Origin of the sequence: Dietzia massiliensis, from assembly GCF_018390595.1 — a bacterium.
Taxonomy (GTDB): Bacteria; Actinomycetota; Actinomycetes; order Mycobacteriales; family Mycobacteriaceae; genus Dietzia; species Dietzia massiliensis.
In genome coordinates, this window is the sequence record NZ_JAHBAV010000280.1 from 1 (window position 1) to 383 (window position 383).

Below are 383 nucleotides of genomic sequence, written 5' to 3' on the forward strand. Positions count from 1 at the left end.
GCTCTATATGTATCCCAGAATCCATTATTATAATACATCTTGCCTTCAACAACCTCAGGATTTTCATTCGATCCACCATATGGACTTCAATATTTCCAAACTGGATTTTCATTAGTTCCAGTATTTTCACTTAATAAGTTTGGATACATAAACATTCGATACATATTAGAATACAATGATACTTTTTGATCATGAGAACCACCTTCAACTTCAACAACATCTAATTTATCATCCCAAGTTTCTAATGCTTGATTATAAATTATATCAAAGTCATTATCATTAATTTCTAATTCTATATTATGCTTTGCTTGCTCAAAACTAATAAATGATGTTGCTACTTTCATTTCGACAACTTCATCTTCAAAAGAAGCAATACCTTGCCG

At 30.3% G+C, this 383-nt stretch carries 1 protein-coding gene; it reads right to left on the reverse strand.

Annotated features, from left to right (window positions below):
- Nucleotides 1-86: 86 nt before the first annotated feature.
- A partial coding sequence (locus tag KHA85_RS20560) for a glycoside hydrolase domain-containing protein (RefSeq protein ID WP_213186718.1) occupies nt 87-383 on the reverse strand: 297 nt, incomplete at its 5' end.